The organism is Streptomyces sp. NPDC004051 (assembly GCF_053604275.1).
The window spans coordinates 93,306-112,042 of record NZ_JBSGHG010000001.1; the positions used below are offsets into that span (position 1 = coordinate 93,306).

The 18,737-nt window shown below is 72.4% G+C and carries 17 protein-coding genes; 6 read left to right on the top strand and 11 right to left on the bottom strand.

The genetic code is table 11. The annotated features are described in order from the left end of the window. Window positions 1–41: 41 nt before the first annotated feature. The 9 genes from ACWEQO_RS00455 to ACWEQO_RS00495 all read right to left on the bottom strand — a co-directional run bounded on the left by ACWEQO_RS00455 (window position 42) and on the right by ACWEQO_RS00495 (window position 9,767). The gene (locus tag ACWEQO_RS00455; RefSeq protein ID WP_361459483.1) at window positions 42–1,565 is read right to left on the bottom strand and encodes a glycoside hydrolase family 43 protein; all 1,524 of its coding nucleotides are present in this window, start codon (window positions 1,563–1,565) and stop codon (window positions 42–44) included. Further along, complete coding sequence (locus tag ACWEQO_RS00460) at window positions 1,562–2,404, bottom strand: DUF6807 domain-containing protein (RefSeq protein ID WP_452977300.1); 843 nt, start codon at window positions 2,402–2,404, stop codon at window positions 1,562–1,564. Before ACWEQO_RS00460 ends, ACWEQO_RS00455 begins: the two co-directional genes overlap by 4 nt. After that, window positions 2,401–3,639, bottom strand: coding sequence for a Gfo/Idh/MocA family protein (locus ACWEQO_RS00465; protein ID WP_452977302.1), 1,239 nt, complete (start codon window positions 3,637–3,639; stop codon window positions 2,401–2,403). The genes ACWEQO_RS00460 and ACWEQO_RS00465 overlap by 4 nt, the downstream gene beginning before the upstream one ends. Beyond that, window positions 3,636–4,538 (bottom strand): carbohydrate ABC transporter permease, encoded by a 903-nt coding sequence (locus ACWEQO_RS00470; protein ID WP_452977305.1) that lies wholly within the window; start codon window positions 4,536–4,538, stop codon window positions 3,636–3,638. The genes ACWEQO_RS00465 and ACWEQO_RS00470 overlap by 4 nt, the downstream gene beginning before the upstream one ends. Continuing rightward, window positions 4,535–5,470, bottom strand: coding sequence for a carbohydrate ABC transporter permease (locus ACWEQO_RS00475; protein ID WP_361459479.1), 936 nt, complete (start codon window positions 5,468–5,470; stop codon window positions 4,535–4,537). The genes ACWEQO_RS00470 and ACWEQO_RS00475 overlap by 4 nt, the downstream gene beginning before the upstream one ends. Before the next feature lie 135 nt (window positions 5,471–5,605). Then, complete coding sequence (gene araD / locus ACWEQO_RS00480) at window positions 5,606–7,351, bottom strand: L-arabinonate dehydratase (protein WP_452977310.1); 1,746 nt, start codon at window positions 7,349–7,351, stop codon at window positions 5,606–5,608. Next, the gene (locus ACWEQO_RS00485) at window positions 7,348–8,256 is read right to left on the bottom strand and encodes a dihydrodipicolinate synthase family protein (RefSeq protein ID WP_361459477.1); all 909 of its coding nucleotides are present in this window, start codon (window positions 8,254–8,256) and stop codon (window positions 7,348–7,350) included. The genes araD and ACWEQO_RS00485 overlap by 4 nt, the downstream gene beginning before the upstream one ends. After that, the gene (locus ACWEQO_RS00490; protein ID WP_452977313.1) at window positions 8,253–8,987 is read right to left on the bottom strand and encodes a GntR family transcriptional regulator; all 735 of its coding nucleotides are present in this window, start codon (window positions 8,985–8,987) and stop codon (window positions 8,253–8,255) included. The genes ACWEQO_RS00485 and ACWEQO_RS00490 overlap by 4 nt, the downstream gene beginning before the upstream one ends. A 180-nt stretch (window positions 8,988–9,167) precedes the next feature. Next, window positions 9,168–9,767: a TIGR03086 family metal-binding protein gene (locus ACWEQO_RS00495; RefSeq protein WP_452977316.1), complete on the bottom strand. Its 600-nt coding sequence runs from the start codon at window positions 9,765–9,767 to the stop codon at window positions 9,168–9,170. Window positions 9,768–9,910: 143 nt separating this feature from the next. On the opposite strand from ACWEQO_RS00495, the gene ACWEQO_RS00500 reads away from it, so the two are divergent. Next, window positions 9,911–11,176 carry an MFS transporter gene (locus ACWEQO_RS00500; protein WP_452977319.1) on the top strand — a complete coding sequence of 422 codons (1,266 nt, stop codon included), beginning with the start codon at window positions 9,911–9,913 and terminating at the stop codon, window positions 11,174–11,176. Here the strand turns inward: ACWEQO_RS00500 and ACWEQO_RS00505 are convergent. Beyond that, on the bottom strand, window positions 11,113–12,279 hold the full coding sequence (locus ACWEQO_RS00505; RefSeq protein ID WP_452977322.1) for a hypothetical protein: 1,167 nt from the start codon (window positions 12,277–12,279) through the stop codon (window positions 11,113–11,115). The two genes, ACWEQO_RS00500 and ACWEQO_RS00505, sit on opposite strands and share 64 nt — an antisense overlap. Then, window positions 12,276–13,247, bottom strand: a complete 972-nt coding sequence (locus ACWEQO_RS00510) for a 5-dehydro-4-deoxyglucarate dehydratase (protein ID WP_452978419.1) — start codon at window positions 13,245–13,247, stop codon at window positions 12,276–12,278. The genes ACWEQO_RS00505 and ACWEQO_RS00510 overlap by 4 nt, the downstream gene beginning before the upstream one ends. A gap of 215 nt (window positions 13,248–13,462) precedes the next feature. Here ACWEQO_RS00510 and ACWEQO_RS00515 point away from each other — a divergent pair, with 215 nt between their 5' ends. From ACWEQO_RS00515 to ACWEQO_RS00535, 5 genes are all read left to right on the top strand, one after another. Further along, window positions 13,463–14,272: an NAD-dependent epimerase/dehydratase family protein gene (locus tag ACWEQO_RS00515; protein ID WP_452977325.1), complete on the top strand. Its 810-nt coding sequence runs from the start codon at window positions 13,463–13,465 to the stop codon at window positions 14,270–14,272. 308 nt (window positions 14,273–14,580) lie between these two features. Beyond that, entirely contained in the window at window positions 14,581–15,351 is a 771-nt protein-coding gene (locus ACWEQO_RS00520) for a DeoR/GlpR family DNA-binding transcription regulator (RefSeq protein ID WP_361459471.1), read from the top strand. 153 nt (window positions 15,352–15,504) lie between these two features. After that, entirely contained in the window at window positions 15,505–16,878 is a 1,374-nt protein-coding gene (locus ACWEQO_RS00525) for an ABC transporter substrate-binding protein (protein WP_452977328.1), read from the top strand. Then, entirely contained in the window at window positions 16,875–17,816 is a 942-nt protein-coding gene (locus ACWEQO_RS00530) for a carbohydrate ABC transporter permease (protein ID WP_452977331.1), read from the top strand. Before ACWEQO_RS00525 ends, ACWEQO_RS00530 begins: the two co-directional genes overlap by 4 nt. Next, window positions 17,813–18,664, top strand: a complete 852-nt coding sequence (locus ACWEQO_RS00535) for a carbohydrate ABC transporter permease (protein WP_452977334.1) — start codon at window positions 17,813–17,815, stop codon at window positions 18,662–18,664. The genes ACWEQO_RS00530 and ACWEQO_RS00535 overlap by 4 nt, the downstream gene beginning before the upstream one ends. The last annotated feature ends 73 nt before the right edge of the window (window positions 18,665–18,737 follow it).

Here is an 18,737-nt window from a genome sequence, read left to right on the forward strand (position 1 = left end):
CGCGTCGTTGCGGCTCCCGGCAGGCTCACGAGGAGGGGTGGTTATGCGGCGCTGATCCTGAACCGGGTGAAGGTCGCCGTCCCGGCGTGCCCCTGGCCCGTCGGGGCGAGGGCGGCCAGGCCGAGCAGGGCGCCGACCCAGCGCCACGGGGTGGCGGCGAAGGTCTGCCCGGAGGGGCGGAAGCCGTCCCCGGTGTCGTACGAGAAGCGGCAGCGGGCTCCGGCGCCGGCCTCGATCCGCAGCCTCGCCCGGCCCTCGGGGGCGGGCCGCGGGTGGTCGGCGTCGCGTTCCCTCTCGGCGCCCGTCTCGGCGAACCGGTGCACCAGGTGTGCGGTGCCGTCCGGTCCCCGCTGGAGCCCGATCCAGCGGTAGGCGTCGCCGAGGACCGCGAGGCCGGCCCGCGCCCCGGGCTCCCGGCTGTCGAGCCGCAGTTCCACGTCGACGGTGCACGGGGCGCCGGGCAGCCGCTGGGTGAGCACGTTCGCCAGTCTGCGCAGGTCGTGCGCGTCGGCGGTGCGCACGCAGGTCAGCCGCAGCCCGTCGGCGGCGTGCTGGGTGGCCCAGCCCCCTTGGGGGTTGGCGGTCCACTGCCACTGGCGGCCATGGCGGCCTCCGGGGAAGTCGTCGTCGGTGGCGGGTGCCGCGGCCGGCTGCGCGGGCAGGTCCGGCCTGCGGTGCCCGGCGACCGGCGCGCCGGCCTCCCCCAGCACCGGCCAGCCTCCCGCGGACTCCCAGTGCATCGGCTGGAGGTGCACGACCCTGCCGTACGCCCCGCGCTGCTGGAAGTGCAGGAACCAGTCCTCGCCGGACGCGGTGCGCACCCAGCCGCCCTGGTGAGGGCCGTTGACGTCGGTGTCCCGCTGCTCCAGGACGACCTTCTCCTCGTACGGTCCGAAGAACCCACGCGACCGGAAGGCGCCCTGCCAGCCGGTCTCCACTCCCCCGGCGGGCGCCAGGATCCAGAACCAGCCGTCGTGCCGGTAGAGCTTGGGGCCCTCCAGGGTGAACCAGCCGGGGATGCGGTCGCCGTCGACGATCACCTTGCCCTCGTCGAGGAGTTCGGTGCCGTGGGGGTGCATGCGGTGGCCGGTGAGCCGGTTCTTGACGCCGGAACGGGACTTCGCCCAGGCGTGCACGAGGTACGCCTCGCCGCTCTCCTCGTCCCACAGCGGGCACGGGTCGATCAGGCCCTTGCCGGCCTTCACCAGGTGGGGGCGGGTCCAGGGCCCCCGGATCTCGGGGGCGTTGACCTGGAAGATGCCCTGGTCGGGGTCGCCCCAGAAGATCCAGAACCGGTCGTCATGGTGGCGCAGGGCCGGCGCCCAGACCCCGCAGTCGTGCCGGGGGGCCGCGAACTCGCTCTCGGGTTCCAGCCGTTCGAGGGCGTGACCGACGAGCGTCCAGTTGACCAGGTCGCGGGAGTGCAGCAGCGGCAGTCCGGGGACGCGGCCGAAGCTGGAGGCGGTGAGGTAGAAGTCGTCGCCGACGCGGATCACGTCGGGGTCGGACCAGTCGGCGTTCAGGACCGGGTTCCGGTAGGTGGTGTCCGCCGGCGCGGCGCTCATGGGCTCACCACCTTGCGGACCAGTGCGGCGGCGTCGTCCCGGCCGAGCCGGCCGTCGGCGACGACGGTGACGACACGGCGGACCACCGTCTCCCCGGGCGGGATCGGCAGCCGTTCGGCGTGGGCGAGGGAGGAGCCGACGCCGGGGTACTCGGCGGTGCGCACGAACCAGGGGTCGCGGCGGGTCGGTGCGGTGGCCCCGGCGAAGACCAGCGTCCAGCGGGCACCGGCCAGGGCGAGCCAGTCGGCCCGGTGGCCGTGCACCGCGGCCTCGCCCTCGGTGGAGGCGGTGAAGACGTCCGGTGCCGTCGCCTCCTTGCGGGCCCGCCAGAAGAAGCCGCCGTAGGCCGCGCCGGGGCGGCCGTTGGTGGCCGGACTGCCGAGGGAGAGCGGGAGCCCGGTGGCGTTGGTGAGGGAGAAGGTGAAGTCCAGCGCCCAGGCGGTGTCGGTGAGTTCGGTGGCGGTGACCGTACGGCGCTCCCGCAGCAGCTCGCCCGGTGCGGCGATCCAGCGCAGTTCCTCCACGAAGCCGTCGGGGTCCCGCAGCTGGAAGGAGGCGTGCCGCTGGGAGCCGTGGTTGTCCAGTTCGGTCGGGCCCCGGTCGCGGACGTAGGTGCGTCCGCCCCAGAAGTTGTGCCCCTCGACGTCGGGAACGGCGACACCGACGCCGAGGTGGTGGGTGTGGTCCGCGGGGGACAGTTCGGTGACCGCCGTGCCGGCCAGGGTGGTCACGGGGTGCAGATAGGGGCGCGGGGAGAGCCTGCGGGGCAGCTCGGGCCGGGAGACGTACCGGCCGACCGGCCGCCCGGCGACGCGCAGGACCGTGGAGTCGCTGGTCATCGGGTGTTCACCTCTTTCGGCGGGTGCTGTGCGGGGCGCTGGGCGGGCGGCGTCCAGGGGGCGCCGAGTTCGGAGTAGAGGGACAGGGTCTCGGCGGCGGCCTCGACGAGCCGCTCGACGCCGGGCACGACCCGGCGGTTCTCGCCGGGAACGCGGTGCCAGGCTCCGTCGGGCAGCGGGGCGGGGTCGGGGGCCTGCCGGATCGCCTCGACGACCTTCATGAAGGCGCCGGTCGCGTCCGGGGGGACCAGCAGGGGGGCGCCGGTGGTGAGGTGCGCGACGAGGTTCTCCAGCAGGTCGGTGCGGCCGAAGTGGAGTTCCTCGGGACCGTGGCCCGCGCGCTGGACCAGGACGCGGTCCTGCTTGTACCAGAAGGTGATGCGGCCGCTGGTGCCGTGCACCAGGACGTACGGTTCGTCGGACCGCTCCGCGCACAGGGTCGCGGCGACGGTGACCGGCCGGCCCTGTGCGGTGGTGATCCGGACGCAGGAGGTGTCGTCGGACTCGATGTCGTTGGCGCGCAGCAGTTCGGTCTCGATGCCGGTGACGTCCTCGGCGCGGGTGCTGCCGCCCAGCGCCAGCGCGGTGGCGACGGCGTGGGCGAGCGGGTTGGTCAGCGCCCCGTCGACCACGTCGACGCCGTCCAGCCGGCGCCGGCCCGCCCAGGGCGCCCGCCGGAAGTAGTCCTCGGCGCGCACCCAGGCCCCGGCTCCGCCGATCCCGGTGACCCGGCCGATCGCGCCCTCGGCGACCAGTTCGCGGATCGCGGGCACGGCGTGCGAGCCCAGCGACTGGAAACCGATCTGGCAGGCGGCACCGGCCGCGGCGACCCCGTCGGCCATCCGGCGGAACTCGGCGTAGGACGGCGCGGGCGGCTTCTCCAGCAGGAGGTGCGCGCCCCGTTCGGCGGCGGCGAGGGCGAGGTCGGTGTGGGTGGGGATCGGGGTGCAGACGACGGCGATCCCGGCGCCGGTGGACTCCAGCAGGGCGCCGAAGTCGGCGGACTGCTCGGGGAGTTCGTTCCCGGACTCGTCCTCGAGCTCCTCCTGGGTGAGCGGGGTGAGCTCGCAGACGCCGGCCAGCCGGACGAGTCCCGCCGCCTGGAGCCGGCGGATGTTCTCCAGGTGCCAGCGGCCGTGGCCGCGGGCACCGGCGAGCACGACGGGGATCGGCCGGGGCACGGGCCGGGGCGCGGGGTGGGGCACGGGCCGGGGCGTGGACTGGGGCTCGGTCATCCCTTCACCGCCCCCGCGCTGAAGCCGGTGATCAGCCACTTCTGGATGAAGGCGAACACGATCACGACGGGCACGGCCGCGATGATGCCGCCCGCGGCGAGGGCGCCGAGGTCGACGCTGTCCGCGCTCATCAGGGTGTTGAGGCCGACCGGGATGGTCTGCTTCTCCTGGTTGTTGAGGAACATCAGGGCGAACAGGAAGTGGTTCCAGGAGTGGACGAAGGCGAACGAGCCGACGGCGATCAGACCGGGCCGCAGCAGCGGTAGGACGACCACCCGGAACGCCCGCATCCTGCTGCATCCGTCGACCCAGGCGGCCTCCTCCAGGGAGTACGGCACGTTCTTGATGAAGTTGCTGATGAGGATGATCGACAGCGGCAGCTGGAAGACCGTCTCGGCGATGATGACGCTGCCCAGCGAGTTGATCATCTGCAGCCCGGCGAAGATCTCGAACAGCGGGACCAGGAGCAGCGCGCCGGGCACGAACTGGGAGCACAGCAGGGCGAGCATGAAGACCCGCTTGACCCGGAAGTCGAACCGGGCGAGCGCGTAGCCGCCGGCCAGCGCGACGAGCGTCGTCGCGAGCAGGGTGGCGACGCCCACCAGCACGCTGTTCTGGAAGAAGGTGCCGAAGGCGCGGTCCGTCCAGACCTTCTCGAAGTGGACCGTGGTCATCGGCCAGGGCACCAGCGAGGTCGATCCGGCCGGGCGCAGCGCGAAGAGCAGGATCCAGTAGAAGGGGACGAGCGTGAACAGCAGGTAGACGCCCAGCGGGAGGTAGATGTGCCAGCGGGGCACCTCGTCCCAGGCGCGGTGCTTCTTCCGCGCGGGGCGGCCCGGCGGCTCGGTGGCGGAGCGCGCGGGGGCGGGGGCGGCCGGGGCCGCCTCTTCGGTGATCACTTGCTTTCGCCTCCGAACTTGCTCAGCCGCAGGTAGACGATCGAGCAGAAGAGCAGAATCACGAACGCGACCGTGGTGAGCGCCGAGGCGTAACCGAAGTTGTGGGCGTCGACGCTGGTGTTGGCGATGTAGAGGGGGAGCGTCGTGGTCGCGCCGGCCGGTCCGCCGCCGGTCAGGGTGTAGAGCAGGTCGACGTTGTTGAACTCCCACACCGCGCGCAGCAGTGTGGACAGGATGATGGCGTCCTTGAGGTGGGGCAGGGTGATGTGCGTGAACTGCTGGAAGCGGCTGGCCCCGTCCACCTCGGCGGCCTCGTACAGGTCCTTGGAGACGGACTGGAGGTCGGCCAGGATGAGGATGGCGAAGAAGGGGACCCCGCGCCACAGGTCGGCGACGACCACCGCCGAGAAGACGGTGGAGGTGTCCGACAGCCAGCTGGTGCCGTAGTCGCCGATGCCCATGTCGGCGAGGTAGCGGGTGATGCCGGTCTGGGAGTTGTAGAGGAGCACCCAGATCGCCGAGGTCAGTACGCCGGAGACGGCCCACGGGGAGAAGACCAGGGCGCGGCCGATGCCCCGGCCGACGAAGGTCTGGTTGACGATGAGCGCCAGCGCGAGCCCGAACATCAGCTGCAGGCCGACCTCGACGAAGACCCACTTGGCGCTGAAGACCAGGGTGTCCCAGAACAGCGGGTCCTCGGTGAAGAGGTGGACGAAGTTGTCGAAGCCCGCGAATCCGTTCCGCCACGGCTTGGTCGGGTTGTAGTGCTGCAGGCTGTAGTAGAAGACGCTGATGACGGGGTAGGCGATGAAGCCCAGCATGAGCAGCCCCGCCGGGGCGATCAGCAGGTACGGCAGTCTGCGCGGCGTGGCGGAGGCACGGCGCCGCCTCGGTGGCGTGGGCGGTTTCGCCACGGCTGCGGCTTGGGCCATGACTGTTTCTCCGTTTCTCGGTACGTCGTGCTGTGCGGTGCGTTCTCGTGCAGCGCGTTCCCGGTGCGGTGCTTTCCCCGTAAGGGGTGAAGCGCTTTCTACATGGCTGTGCGGACAGGCCGGCGATCCGGTGGATCAGCCCGCGTAGGGGTCCTGCACCGCGCCCGGCCGGGCGAGGAACTCGAAGTCGCAGCCGGTGTCGGCCTGGGTGATCTGCTCGTTGTAGAGCGCGCCGTAGCCGCGCTCGCAGCGCACGGGCGGCGGCGTCCACTCGGCCCTGCGGCGCGCCAGTTCCTCGTCGTCCACGTTGAGCTGCAGCTTCCGCTGCTCGACGTCGAGGGTGATCGAGTCGCCGGTGCGTACCAGTGCCAGCGGCCCGCCGACGTACGACTCGGGGGCGACGTGCAGCACGCAGGTGCCGTAACTCGTGCCGCTCATCCGGGCGTCGGAGATCCGCACCATGTCCCGCACCCCCTGCTTGAGCAGGTGGTCGGGCAGGGGCAGCATCCCGTACTCGGGCATCCCGGGCCCGCCCTTGGGGCCGGAGTTGCGCAGCACCAGCACGTGGTCGGCGGTGATGTTCAGCGCCGGGTCATCGATGGTGCGCTGCATGGTCCGGTAGTCATCGAAGACGACCGCGGGCCCGGTGTGCCGCAGCAGGTGCGGCTCGGCGGCGATGTGCTTGATGACGGCGCCGTCCGGGCAGAGGTTGCCGCGCAGTACGGCGAGCCCGCCCTCCTCGGCGACCGGCTTGTCCCGGGGCCGGATGACGTCGTCGTGGTGCACCCGTGCGCCGGCGATCTGTTCGCGCAGGGTGTCGTGGCAGACGGTGGGCCGGTCCAGGTGGAGCAGGTCCGGTATCCGGGAGAGGAAGCCGGGCAGACCGCCCGCGAAGTGGAAGTCCTCCATCAGGTACGTCTGTCCGCCGGGCCGTACGTTGGCCAGCACCGGGACGGTGCGGGCGATGCGGTCGAAGTCGTCGAGGGTGAGTCCGACGCCCGCGCGGCCGGCCATCGCGATGAGGTGGATCACGGCGTTGGTGGAGCCGCCCAGGCCCAGGACGGTGGTCACCGCGTCCTCGAAGGCCTCCGCGGTGAGGATGTCGCTCAGTCTCCGGTCCCGGTGGACCAGTTCGACGATGCGCAGGCCGGCCGCGGCGGCCATCCTGTCGTGTCCGGAGTCGACGGCGGGGATGCTGGAGGCGCCCGGGACCGTGACGCCGAGGGCCTCGGCGGCGGCGGTCAGCGTGGAGGCCGTCCCCATGGTCATGCAGTGACCGGGCGAGCGGGCCAGGCCGCTCTCGATCTCCTGCATCTCGCAGTCGCCGATGACGCCGGCCCGCTTGTCGTCCCAGTACTTCCACATGTCGGTGCCGGAACCGAGCACCTCGCCCCGCCAGTGGCCCGGCAGCATGGGGCCGGCCGGGACGAAGACCGTCGGCAGGTCGACGCTGGCTGCCCCCATGAGCAGGGCGGGCGTGGACTTGTCGCAGCCGCCCATCAGCACGGCGCCGTCGACCGGGTAGGAGCGCAGCAGTTCCTCGGTCTCCAGGGCGAGGAGGTTGCGGTAGAGCATCGGGGTCGGCTTCTGGAAGGTCTCGCTGAGCGTGGAGACCGGGAACTCGAGCGGGAAGCCGCCCGCCTGCCAGACACCCCTCTTGACCGCCTGCGCGCGGTCGCGCAGGTGGCTGTGGCAGGGGTTGATGTCGGACCAGGTGTTGAGCACGGCGATGACGGGCTTGCCCAGGTGTTCCTCGGGCAGGTAGCCGAGCTGGCGGGTGCGGGCGCGGTGGCTGAAGGAGCGCAGCCCGTCCGTGCCGTACCACTGGTGGCTGCGCAGTTCCTCGGGCCGCTTCCTCCGGGTGTCCGCCGGGATGCTCACACGGACCACCCCGCGGCGATCGCGGCGACCTCGGCCCGCTCGTGCTCGGCCAGTTGCCTGCTCGGCGGGCGGACCTCGCGGCGGCACAGACCGAGGGAGGCGAGGGCCTCCTTGACGACGGTGACGTTGTCGGCGGAACCGTTGGCGCCGCGCAGTTCCTCGAAGCGGCGGATCTGCTCCCAGACCTTCATGGCAGTCGTGTAGTCGCCCGACCGGAGCGCCCCGATCATGTTCAGCGACACCGACGGGGCGACGTTGACCAGGCCGGAGGTGAAGCCGGTGGCGCCCGCCGAGAAGTAGGAGGGGGCGTACGGCTCGGCCAGCCCGGCGACCCACACGAACCGCTCGATGCCGGCGTCCCGCGCGAAGGCGGCGAACTTCGCCGCGTCCGGTACGGAGTACTTCACGCCGATGACGTTGGGGCAGGCGTCGGCGAGTTCGGCGAGGCGGGAGCCGGTGAGCCGGGCGTTGCGGATGTAGGGGACGACGCCCAGTTCCGGCACGGCCTCGGCGACGGCGCGGTGGTAGTCGACCCAGCCGCTCTGGGAGACGTAGGGGTGGACGGGCTGGTGCACCATCACCATCCGCGCGCCGAGGTCACGGGCGTGCCGTGCGGAGGCGACCGCGGTCGGTACGTCGTGGCCCACGCCGACCAGGACGGACGAGCCGTCACCGGTCTCCCGCAGGGTCAGCTCGGCGACGGTGCGCCGCTCCTCGGGGGTCAGGGCGTAGAACTCTCCGGTGTTGCCGTTGGGGGTCAGGGTGGTGACGCCGGCGTCGAGGAGTCGGCGCAGCAGGGCCCGGTAGCCGGCCCGGTCGACGGAGCCGTCCTCGGCGAACGGGGTCACCGGGATCGCCACCACGTCGGCCAGGGCCGCCCGTTGGGTCTCGAACGTCGTCGTCATGCCTGACCGTCCTCGCTCTTCTGGTTCTGGGCTTCCGGTGCTTCCTGGGGCGCCCGGGCCGCCCGGGGCGCCTGGGTCTCGAGGTCCGCGTCGAGGTCCGCGTCGGGAAAGGCCCGGCGCACGAAGGACGCGATGTGCGCGTGCAGGGCGCGTGCCGCGCCGTCCGCGTCCTTGGCGAGGGCGAGCCGCAGGATCTCGCGGTGCTCGCTCGCCTCCCGCTCCCAGGAGGGGTCGGCGGCCCAGGCCACGGCGGAGACGAGCGCCGCCTGGTCGCGGACCTCGTCGAGCATCCGGCCGAGCAGCGGGTTGCCGCACGGCATGTACAGCGCGCGGTGGAACTCCCGGTTGCTCAGGGAGCGTTCGGCGGTGTCGGTGGCCTCGTCGGCCCGGGTCAGCGCGTCGCGCGCGGCCTCCAGGGAGGCGCCGCGCCGGACGGTGCGCCGGAGCGCCTCGGGTTCGAGGAGGAGCCGCACGTCCTGGACCTCGCGCGCCATGTCCGCGTCGACCATGCGCACCGTGACGCCCTTGTACTGGCTCATCACGACCAGCCCGGTACCGGCCAGGGTCTTGAGGGCCTCGCGCACCGGGGTCTTGGACACCCCGAACTGCGCGGCGAGGTCGGCCTCGACCAGGGCCTGACCCGGTGTCAGCCGGCCGGTGAGGATGCGTCGTTTGATCTCCTCCAGCACGTACTGCGTGCGGGAGGGGATCGGCGTGGGCACAGAGGTCATGCGCGCCTCTCGGATCTCACATATCGCGTCTCATATATGACGTACGAAGTACGACGCGATGAAACTAGAAGCGGCCCAGGCTTTCGTCAATGCCTCTGACAAAGGAAGTTCCGGGACCCCGCACGCGACGGCCGGGCACCCGCCCCGTCCGGCTGCCCGGCCGCCCGGGAGAACTCCTGGTCAGGCCTTTCGCGTCCACCCCGGATCGCGGCCGCTCAGCCCCACGGTCCGGTCCAGCAGCGGGGCGTCGGACGGCACCGGCACCACGGGGCCGAAGATGCCCTCGCCGCCGTCCCGGCCGGGTTCCGCCGCGGCGGCGCGGAGGAAGGCGTGCGCGGCGTCGAGGGCGGCGGGGTCGGGCGCGTAGTCCTGGCCGGTGGCGCGGGCCAGGTCCCAGCCGTGGATCACCAGTTCGTCGGCGGCCACGGCTCCGGCCACCTCGCCCGGCAGGTCCACTCCTCCGGCCCTGGTCATACCGGTCCAGGCCCCGGGGTCCCGCCAGGCGTCGGCGAGTTCGTCGAGCACCCGGGGCAGCTCCTCGCGCCAGCCGGGCCCGAGCTCCGGCAGGGCGGTGTCCGGGCCGGTGTCGGTGGTGGCGCCGAGGTCCTTGCGCCCGGCGTCGCGAAAGGCGGCGGACAGCCCCACGAGGTGGCCCAGCATGTCGCGCACCGCGTACCGCGGGCAGGGCGTCCCGTCCACGAGCTGCACGTCGGCGACCCCCGCGGCAAGCCGTGCCACGACCCGCGCCTGCGGCCCGAGGTCGAGAATCGAGTCGGCCATGGGCTGCTCCTCCGTGGCCGTGCAGGGATGTGCTTCCTGGGAGGTGGACCTATGCCACACCCGGAACTCATCGCTCCTCCCTGCCCCCTCTACGGCCCCTGCCCGATCCCTACGTCCGCTCCTTAGCCCCACGATGACCTGGTATGACGACGAGCAGGACGACAGGCAGCACGCCGGACGGCCCGATGTGGGCGCTGGTGCGCGTGCTCCGTGACCCGAATGCCGGGCTCCTCCTCGCCGGGGTCGTGGTCTCCGGCTTCGGCACCTCCGCGCTGTGGCTCGCCTCCGGGGTCTGGGTCAAGGACCTCACCGGCTCGGACGGCCTCGCCGCCCTGTGCCTGTTGGCCATGTGGACGCCCACCCTGGCGGGCCCCCTGCTGGGCACACTCGCCGACAGGGTCCGCCGCAAGCCGTTGCTGATCGGCACGAGTCTGCTGATGGCCGCGCTCCTGCTCACCCTCGTCACCGTCGACTCGCCGCAGACCCTGTGGCTCCTCTTCGCCGTCCTGTTCGTGTACGGCGCGGCGGGCGTCGTGAACGACGCGGCCGAGTCGGCGCTGGCCGCCACCGCCGTGGACCGGTCGCTCCTCGGTGACCTGGGCGGGCTGCGCATGACCGCCACCGAGGGCATGAAACTGCTGGCCCCACTGGCGGGCGCGGGGCTCTACACGGCCCACGGCGGACCGGCGGTCGCCTTTCTGGACGCGGTCACGTTCGCCGTCGCGGCGGTGCTGTACCTGTTTCTGAACGTCCGTGAGAAGCGTCCCGCGCCGCCGGCCGACGGCCGACGTGGACGGACCGCCGAAGGTGTCCGCTTCCTCCGCTCGCACCCGGTCCTGCGGCCCCTGGTCCTGGCGGGTGGCGCCACGATGCTGTGCGCGGGGCTGAACGGTGCGCTGGTCTACGCCGTCGTCGACGGCCTCGGCCGCTCCCCCGCGTACTCCGGTGTGCTGTACGCCGTCCAGGGCGCCGGGTCGGTGGCGCTCGGACTGTGCGCGGGGCCCGCCCTGCGCCGCCTGGGCGAACGGCGGTTCGCGGCGTACGGCGTCGTCCTGCTGGCCGGCGGGGTGGCGCTGCGGGCGGTGCCGTCCGATCCGGTGGCGTGGGCGTGCAGCGCGGCGATCGGGGCGGGGCTGCCCGCCCTGCTGATCGCCGCGCTGACCGCCGTGCAGCGCGAGACCCCGGGCCCGCTGCTGGGCCGGGTCACCGCCACCGCCAACACCTTGGTGTTCACCCCGAACGTGATCGGGCTGGCGGTCGGCGCGGTGCTGGTGGAACTGCTCGACCACCGGCTCGTGCTGGCCGTCCTCGGACTCACCCTGCTGGTACCGGCGGCGGGACTGTTTCAGAGCGCGGCGAGCGCCGAACGCACCGCCTCCAGATCGTCGTCCGACGCCAACCCGGCGTGATACAGGCGCAGTTCCGTCGCGCCGAGTCGGCGGGCCTCGGCCGCGTCCGCGGCGAGGGTGCCGGGGCTGCCGCCCATGCCGGAGACCACGGTGAAGTTGGCGGCGAGGACGCTGCCGCCGCGGTTCTCCTGTGCGAACGGCGTCAGCAGGCCGGGGCCCCCGGTGCAGGGGACGACCACGCCGTCGGCGACGGAGAGGATGTGCGCGGGGTCGACGCCGGCGTTGGCGCCGCAGTGGTACGGCACCGGGTCCGCGTGCAGCAGGACCTGGAAGCCCTCCGGCGCCGCGTCGCGTACCGCCCGGACCGCCGTCTCCTGGAGCGTGCGGGCCGTTTCCTCGCGCCACGCGCGCGTGGCGGCCGCCGTCGTCGCGCCGAGGAGCTTCTCGACGCCCGTCCAGCCTCCGTCCGAGGGCGCCGCCCCCCGCCACACCGGCTCCAGCGCGGTCCGTACGGACGCGGCCAGTTCTCCGGCGTCCAGGCCCTGGGCCCCGTAGCCCTCGCGGCAGGACGGGCAGAAGCACAGGGACATCAGGTACTGGCCGGCGTCCCCGAGGCCGATCCCGGCGGTCTTGTCGTGGGCGTGCAGATGGGCCAGCCCGTACCAGCCGAGGGACTCCAGTTCGGTGCCGCGCGCTCCGGGCCGCACCGCCGCCTCGGCGGCCAGGTCGGTCAGGTACGCGCGCGTGGCGGGCTGGGCGATGCACGGCGCCCAGGGGTAGCGGTCGCCGTAGGCGTTGACGACCGAGGTGTCGGGGTGTTCGGCGCCGAGCCGGGAGTTGTGCGCGAGCACGACCCAGGTGTGCACCTCCAGGCCCGCCTCCGCGAGCGCCGTCGCGGCCTCGCCGAAGGCGTCGCCGGGGGCCCAGTCCCCGGCCGGGTGGGGGCGCGGGGTGCGGCCCGTCCAGTGGGCGCCGGCCGGGTAGAGCACGGCCGCGTGCTCGGCGGTGACCACGCGGTGGCGCGGGTGGCGGGGGGTCAGCGCGCGGGTGGAGTGGTAGGCGGAGGCGAGCGTCACCTGCGCCACGCCGAGCGCGGCGATCCGCGCGGGAGCCTCCGGGTCCCCGTTGACGTCCCAGGGGTAGACGAACGCCGATGCCTTCACTTGGCCTCCTCGAGCAGCGCGAGCCCTCGCTCGATCAGCCGAGCGAGTTGTTCGACATGATCCCCGGACGGCTCGTCCAGCGGTGGCCGTACCTCGCCCACGTCGAGCCCGCGCAGCCGCACCCCGGCCTTGACCAGGGAGACGGCGTACCCGGGGCCCTGGTCGCGCAGTTCGACGAAGGGCCGGTAGAAGCCGTCCAGCAGGCGGTCCACGGTGGCCCGGTCGCCGGTGTGCAGGGCCCGGTGGCAGGCGAGGGCGACCTCGGGCAGGAAGCAGAACACCGCGGACGAGTAGAGCGTGACGCCGATGCCCCGGTAGGCGGGCTGGGTCAGTTCGGCGGTGGGCAGCCCGTTGAAGTAGAGGAAGTCGCCGGGAGCCTCGGTGCGTACGGCGCTGACGATCCGCTGCAGGAGGTCGAGGTCGCCGTGGCCGTCCTTGAGGCCGATGATCCCGTCGGTGCGGGCCAGTCCGACGACGCTCGCGGGGGTGAACACGGCGTTGTCGCGCTGGTAGACGATCACCGGCAGGGAGCTCGCCGCGGCGAGCTCCCGGTAGTGCCGCAGCAGCCCCTCCTGACCGGCCCGTACCAGGTAGGGCGGCATGGCGAGCAGCCCGTCCGCCCCGGCACGTTCGGCGAGCCCGGCCCAGCGCACCGCGAGCCCGGTGCCGTAGCCGGCGCCCGCGACGACCGGGACACGCCCCCCGGCCGCTTCGACGGCGGCCCGCACACAGGCCTCGAACTCCTCGGGCGTCAGGGCGTGGAACTCCCCGGTCCCACAGCAGGCGAAGACGGCGGCGGCCCCGGCCTCGACCCCGCGCCGTACGTGGAGCCGGTAGGTGTCGAGGTCGATGGCGCCATCGGTTCCGTAGGCGGTGACCGGGAAGAACAGCGGTCCGCTGGGGTTGCCGAGTCGGTCGGCGAGAGGGTCGGCGAGAGGGGCTGGCGTCACAAGCTCTCCCTGGTCCATATTCATGATTGACGTCTACATCCCTGAACGATGCCACGCTAAAGCGCCCCGCGGACGCCGGTCAAGCAGGCCGACCCGGCAGGCAACAGCTGATTCCCCCGGTCAGCGGGAAGGTGCGGGACACTTGACGGGTCACGGTCCACCTCCCTAGCGTGTCCACGAATATGAATGCCGTGCGCACACATGCACGGCCGGTGATGCAAGGAGACCCCTGGATGCCCGCTCCCCGCACCGTTCTGCTCACCGGCGCCGCCGGCGGCCTCGGCACCCTGATGCGGGGCCTGCTCCCTGACTACGGCTACCGGCTGCGCCTGCTCGACCTGCATCCGGTCGAGGGTGAGCCGGACGCGATCGTCGCGGACCTGGCCGACAAGGAGGCCGTGCGCGAGGCGGTCCGCGGCGTCGACGCGATCATCCACCTCGCGGGCATCTCCCTCGAGTCCTCCTTCGAGAAGATCCTCGCGGCGAACATCGAGGGCACCTACCACCTGTACGAGGCCGCACGCGAGGAGGGCGTCGGGCGCATCGTCTTCGCCTCCTCCAACCACGCCGTCGGCTACACCCCCCGCCCCCCGGCCGGCGGCCCGCTCGTGCCCGTCGACACCCCGCACCGCCCGGACACCTTCTACGGCCTGTCCAAGTGCTTCGGCGAGGACCTCGCCCAGCTCTACTGGGACAAGCACGGTCTGGAGACCGTCTCCGTACGCATCGGGTCCTGTTTCCCCGAGCCGACCAGTGTGCGGATGCTCTCGATCTGGATGAGCCCCGCCGACTGCGCCCGCCTCCTGCACGCGGCCCTGACCGCCGAGCACGTCGGACACACGGTCGTCCACGGCTCCTCCGCCAACACGCGCCTGTGGTGGGACCTCACCTCCGCGCGTGCGCTCGGTTACGAGCCCCAGAACGACTCCGAGCCGTTCGCCGCGAAGCTCGTCGCCGAGCAGGGCGAGCCGGACCCGGACGACGAGGCGCACGCGCGCATCGGCGGCCACTTCGTGACCGACCCGCCGATCTGGCCGTACTGAGCCCACGGGCCCGACGCGCCCGCCGGAGCCGCGGCCGCGGCCGCGGCGGAAATCCGACGCCCCGCCGGCGGGCGGGCACCGAACGGGCCCGCCCGCCGCCGCATTCGGGCACGCGTGACGCCCGTTTCCGCCCCCCGCTCCACCCCCGCGCAGGTCCGAGCCGGGCTCAGCCGAGGGCGAACGGGCGGAAACGGGCGATACCGGTTCTACAACAGACCTGGTCAGCCGCGCGGACCACCTGTACAACTGCCTGCAAGGCCCCCACCGGGCCCGAACGGGCAGAAAGATCAGGAAGCAGGTGTTCGGTCATGCGCGACAGAACGGCCGAAGAGCGCCAGCGGGAGATCGTACGGGTGGCGCGCGCCACCGGTTCGGTCGACGTCACGACGCTCGCCACCGATCTGGGCGTGGCCAAGGAGACCGTGCGACGGGACCTGCGCGCTCTGGAGGACCACGGTCTGGTGCGCCGCACCCATGGCGGCGCCTATCCCGTGGAGAGCGCCGCCTTCGAGACCACGCTCGCCTTCCGCGCCACCAGCCATGTGGCCGAGAAGCGCAGGGTCGCCAACGCCGCGGCCGAGTTGCTCGGCGACGCGGAGACGGTCTTCGTCGACGAGGGTTTCACCCCGCAGCTCATCGCCGAGGCACTGCCCCGGGACCGGCCGCTCACCGTGGTCACCGCCTCCCTGCCGGTCGCGGGCGCGCTCGCCGAGACCGGCACCGTCTCCGTGCTGCTGCTCGGCGGCCGGGTCCGCTCCGGCACCCTCGCCACCGTCGACCACTGGACGACGAAGATGCTCTCCGGCTTCGTCGTCGACCTGGCGTTCATCGGCGCCAACGGCATCTCCCGCGAACACGGTCTGACCACGCCCGACCCGGCGGTCAGCGAGGTCAAGACGCAGGCGGTCCGGGCCGCGCGCCGGGTGGTGTTCGCGGGCGTCCACAGCAAGTTCGGGGCGGTCAGCTTCTGCCGGTTCACCGACGTCGGCGCGTTGGAGGCGATCGTCACGAGCACGCTGCTCCCGGCGGCCGAGGCCCACCGCTACTCCCTGCTGGGGCCCCAGGTCATCCGGGTCTGAGCCGACGGAACCGCGCCCCGCGCCCCCGCACCACGGACGTGCGACGCACCGCGCGCCGTTTCCACCGCACGAAGTTCCACCTCCCCGCGGGCCGAGCCGTCCGGGCAGTGCCCGGTACCTCCCCGTACGACCGCTCATACCGAGGAGTGATCCATGCGAACCCGGAGCCGACGGCGGCCGCCGCGAGCCGCACTCGCCGCGGCCGCCGCAGGGACGCTGCTCGCCCCGCTGCTCTCCGGCTGCTGGGTCGGAGCGGGCGGGGCCGGATCCGGCGGTGACGTCGTCAACGTCCTGATGGTCAACAACCCTCAGATGGTGGAGTTGCAGAAGCTGACCGCCGCGCACTTCACCGAGGACACCGGCATCAAGGTGAACTTCACCGTGCTGCCGGAGAACGACGTCCGCGACAAGATCAGCCAGGACTTCGCCAACCAGGCCGGCCAGTACGACGTCGCCACCCTGTCCAACTACGAGATCCCGATCTACGCCCGCAACGGCTGGCTCCGGGAGATGGACTCCTACCTCGACGAGGACACCGCCTACGACGAGCAGGACGTCCTGGAGCCGATGCGCCGGTCCCTCAGCGGGGACGACGGCAAGAGCTACGGCCAGCCCTTCTACGGCGAGTCCTCGTTCCTGATGTACCGCAAGGACATCCTCGAGCGGGAGGGCCTGACGATGCCGGCCGACCCCACCTGGGAGCAGGTGGCCGACCTCGCCGCGAAGCTCGACGGGGCCGAACCCGGCATGAAGGGCATCTGTCTGCGCGGTCTGCCCGGCTGGGGCGAGGTCATGGCACCGCTGACGACCGTGGTGAACACCTTCGGCGGCACCTGGTTCGACGAGGACTGGAACGCCCGCCTCGACTCCCCCGAGTGGCGGAGGGCGACGAAGTTCTACGTCGACCTGGTCCGCGAGCACGGCCAGGCCGGCGCCGCCCAGTCCGGCTTCGCCGAGTGCCTGAACAACACCACCCAGGGCAAGACCGCCATGTGGTACGACGCCACCTCCGCGGCCGGTTCCCTGGAGTCCGCCGGCTCCCCCGTCAAGGGCAAAATGGGCTACGCGCCCGCCCCCGTCGAGAGGACGGAGTCGGCCGGCTGGCTCTACACCTGGGCCTGGGGCATCCAGAACGCCTCCCGGAACCCGGACAACGCCTGGAAGTTCGTCTCCTGGGCCTCCAGCAAGGAGTACGAGCAGCTGGTCGGCAACGAGATCGGCTGGTCGAACGTCCCGGCCGGCAAGCGCGCCTCCACCTACGAGAACCCCGACTACCGCGCGGAGGCCGCGGCCTTCCAGGAGATGACCCGGCTGGCCATCGGGCGGGCCCGCCCGGACGACCCGGGGGTGCAGCCGCGGCCCGCGCCCGGCATCCAGTTCGTCGGCATTCCCGAGTTCACCGACCTCGGCACCCGGGTCTCCCAGGAGATCAGCGCGGCCATCGCCGGACGCCAGTCCGTCGAGTCGGCCCTGAGGAAGTCCCAGCGGCTCGCCGAAGAGATCTCCGAGGAGTACGAGGGCCGATGACCGCCACGACGACGGCCCCCGCGGCCGCCCCGGACAGCCGCCCGAGCGGTGGCCGGCGCTCCGGCCGGCTGCGCGGCTGGGCCACCAGGGCCCCGTTGCTGCCCGCCCTGATCTTCATGATCGCGGTCACCCAGCTGCCCTTCGTGGCCACGCTGGTGATCTCCTTCTTCGACTGGAACTCCCTCTATCCCGACGCCCGGCGGTTCGCCGGCTTCGAGAACTACGGAGAGGTCCTCGGCGACCCCGGCCTTCGCCGGTCGGTCTGGACGACGATCCTGCTGACGGCGGCGGTCGTCCTCACCAGCCTGGTCCTCGGACTGCTGCTCGCCCTGCTGCTCGACCGGAGGTTCCGCGGCCGGGGCATCGTCCGCACCCTGCTCATCGCCCCGTTCCTGGTGGTGCCGGTGGCGGCGGCCCTGCTGTGGAAGCACGTCCTCTACAACCCCGAGTACGGCCTGCTCAACGGCCTGCTGCACCACGTCGGCGGGCCGCAGCCGGACTGGATCTCGGGCGCCCCGCTCCTGGCTGTGGAGGCCGCGCTGGTGTGGCAGTGGACGCCGTTCATGATGCTGATCCTGCTCGCCGGACTGCAGAGCCGGGACCAGGAGCAGATCGAGGCGGCCCGCGTCGACGGCGCGAACGACTGGCAGGTCTTCCGCCACCTCACCCTGCCCCACCTGCGCCGCTACCTCGAACTGGGCGCCCTGCTCGGCTCGATCTACATCGTGCAGAACTTCGACGCGGTCTTCACGATCACGTCCGGCGGCCTGGGCACCGCCAACCTCCCGTACACCGTCTACCAGACCTTCTACCAGGCCCATGAGAACGGCCTGGCCTCGGCCGCCGGCGTCCTGGTCGTCATCGGCTCGATCATCGTCGCGACCTTCGCCCTGCGCGTCGTGTCGTCCCTGTTCCGCGAGGAGGTGTCCCGCGCATGAGCACCGTCGCCGTACGCCCCCGCGGCCGGATCCGCAGGGGAGCGGGTCTCGGCCTGGTGGCCTGGCTGGCCGGGATCGTCTTCTTCCTGCCCATCGCCTGGATGGCACTGACGTCCTTCCACTCCGAGGAGGACGCGGCCACCAACCCGCCCTCCTTCACCGCCGCCCTCACCCTGGACGGCTACCGCGAGTTCTTCGGCGCGGGCGGCGGCGCGAGCCCCTGGCCGTCCCTGATCAACTCGACGGTGGCGTCCGTGGCCTCGGTGCTCCTGGTCCTGCTGCTCGCACTCCCGGCGGCGTACGCCCTGTCCATCCGTCCGGTGAAGCGGTGGACGGACGTCCTGTTCTTCTTCCTCTCCACCAAGATGCTGCCGGTCGTGGCCGGCCTGTTGCCGATCTACCTGTTCGCCAAGAACGCCGGGATGCTCGACAACATCTGGCTGCTGGTCCTGCTCTACACCTCCATGAACCTGCCGATCGCCGTGTGGATGATGCACTCCTTCCTCTCGGAGATCCCGGTCGCGGTGATCGAGGCCGCCCGGATCGACGGGGCCCGGCTGCCGGCGGTGCTGGCGCGCGTGGTCGCCCCGATGGCGCTGCCCGGCATCGCGGCGACGGCCCTGATCTGCTTCATCTTCAGCTGGAACGAACTGTTGTTCGCCCGGGTGCTGACGGGTGTGGTCGCCGAGACCGCCCCCGTCTTCCTGACCGGCTTCATCACCAGCCAGGGCCTCTTCCTGGCCAAGGTGTGCGCCGCCTCCCTCGTCATCTCCCTGCCGGTGCTCGCCGCGGGGTTCGCCGCTCAGGACAGGCTCGTCCAGGGCCTGTCGCTGGGAGCCGTGAAATGAAGGCCGCCGTCATCGAGGTCCCGGACCCGACGCCACGACCCCACGAGGTCGTCGTCGAGGCCGCACGGTTTGC

Coding starts and splice junctions, on each gene's coding strand:
- ACWEQO_RS00515 (WP_452977325.1), top strand. CDS start 13,463: ATGCCCGCTCCCCGCACCGTTCTGCTCACCGGCGCCGCCGGCGGCCTC.
- ACWEQO_RS00535 (WP_452977334.1), top strand. CDS start 17,813: ATGAGCACCGTCGCCGTACGCCCCCGCGGCCGGATCCGCAGGGGAGCG.
- ACWEQO_RS00530 (WP_452977331.1), top strand. CDS start 16,875: ATGACCGCCACGACGACGGCCCCCGCGGCCGCCCCGGACAGCCGCCCG.
- ACWEQO_RS00500 (WP_452977319.1), top strand. CDS start 9,911: ATGACGACGAGCAGGACGACAGGCAGCACGCCGGACGGCCCGATGTGG.
- ACWEQO_RS00465 (WP_452977302.1), bottom strand. CDS start 3,639: ATGACCGAGCCCCAGTCCACGCCCCGGCCCGTGCCCCACCCCGCGCCC.
- ACWEQO_RS00475 (WP_361459479.1), bottom strand. CDS start 5,470: ATGGCCCAAGCCGCAGCCGTGGCGAAACCGCCCACGCCACCGAGGCGG.
- ACWEQO_RS00495 (WP_452977316.1), bottom strand. CDS start 9,767: ATGGCCGACTCGATTCTCGACCTCGGGCCGCAGGCGCGGGTCGTGGCA.
- ACWEQO_RS00490 (WP_452977313.1), bottom strand. CDS start 8,987: ATGACCTCTGTGCCCACGCCGATCCCCTCCCGCACGCAGTACGTGCTG.
- ACWEQO_RS00510 (WP_452978419.1), bottom strand. CDS start 13,247: ATGGACCAGGGAGAGCTTGTGACGCCAGCCCCTCTCGCCGACCCTCTC.
- ACWEQO_RS00520 (WP_361459471.1), top strand. CDS start 14,581: ATGCGCGACAGAACGGCCGAAGAGCGCCAGCGGGAGATCGTACGGGTG.
- ACWEQO_RS00485 (WP_361459477.1), bottom strand. CDS start 8,256: ATGACGACGACGTTCGAGACCCAACGGGCGGCCCTGGCCGACGTGGTG.
- ACWEQO_RS00455 (WP_361459483.1), bottom strand. CDS start 1,565: ATGAGCGCCGCGCCGGCGGACACCACCTACCGGAACCCGGTCCTGAAC.
- ACWEQO_RS00525 (WP_452977328.1), top strand. CDS start 15,505: ATGCGAACCCGGAGCCGACGGCGGCCGCCGCGAGCCGCACTCGCCGCG.
- ACWEQO_RS00460 (WP_452977300.1), bottom strand. CDS start 2,404: ATGACCAGCGACTCCACGGTCCTGCGCGTCGCCGGGCGGCCGGTCGGC.